The organism is Escherichia sp. MOD1-EC6300 (assembly GCF_002965045.1).
In the GTDB taxonomy this organism is placed as follows: Bacteria; Pseudomonadota; Gammaproteobacteria; order Enterobacterales; family Enterobacteriaceae; genus Escherichia; species Escherichia coli_F.
Genome location: NZ_PTRH01000073.1, coordinates 1 through 353, shown reverse-complemented (window position 1 = coordinate 353; position 353 = coordinate 1). Strand labels below are relative to the sequence as shown.

Genomic DNA, 353 nt, shown 5'->3' with positions numbered 1-353 from the left:
CGTCGGACCGCATCACGCACCGGACGGTGAACGGCGAAGCGGCAGAGCAGTGGCAGTATGATGAGCACGGGTGGTTAACCACCCTCAGCCATACCAGTGAAGGCCACCGTGTGGCGGTCCACTACGGCTATGACGATAAGGGCCGCCTGACGGGCGAACGGCAGACGGTGGAGAACCCGGAGACGGGGGAGATGCTGTGGGAGCATGAGACGGGGCACGCGTACAGCGAACAGGGGCTGGCGACCCGTCAGGAGCCGGACGGTCTGCCGCCGGTGGAGTGGCTGACGTATGGCAGCGGTTATCTTGCGGGGATGAAGCTGGGCGGAACGCCGCTGGTCGAGTACACGCGGGAC

1 protein-coding gene is annotated in these 353 nt (G+C 66.0%); it reads left to right on the top strand.

Annotated features, from left to right (window positions below; translation table 11 throughout):
• Positions 1-353: RHS repeat protein (locus tag BGE37_RS24855; RefSeq protein WP_198598489.1), on the top strand; the 353-nt coding region annotated here is incomplete at both ends.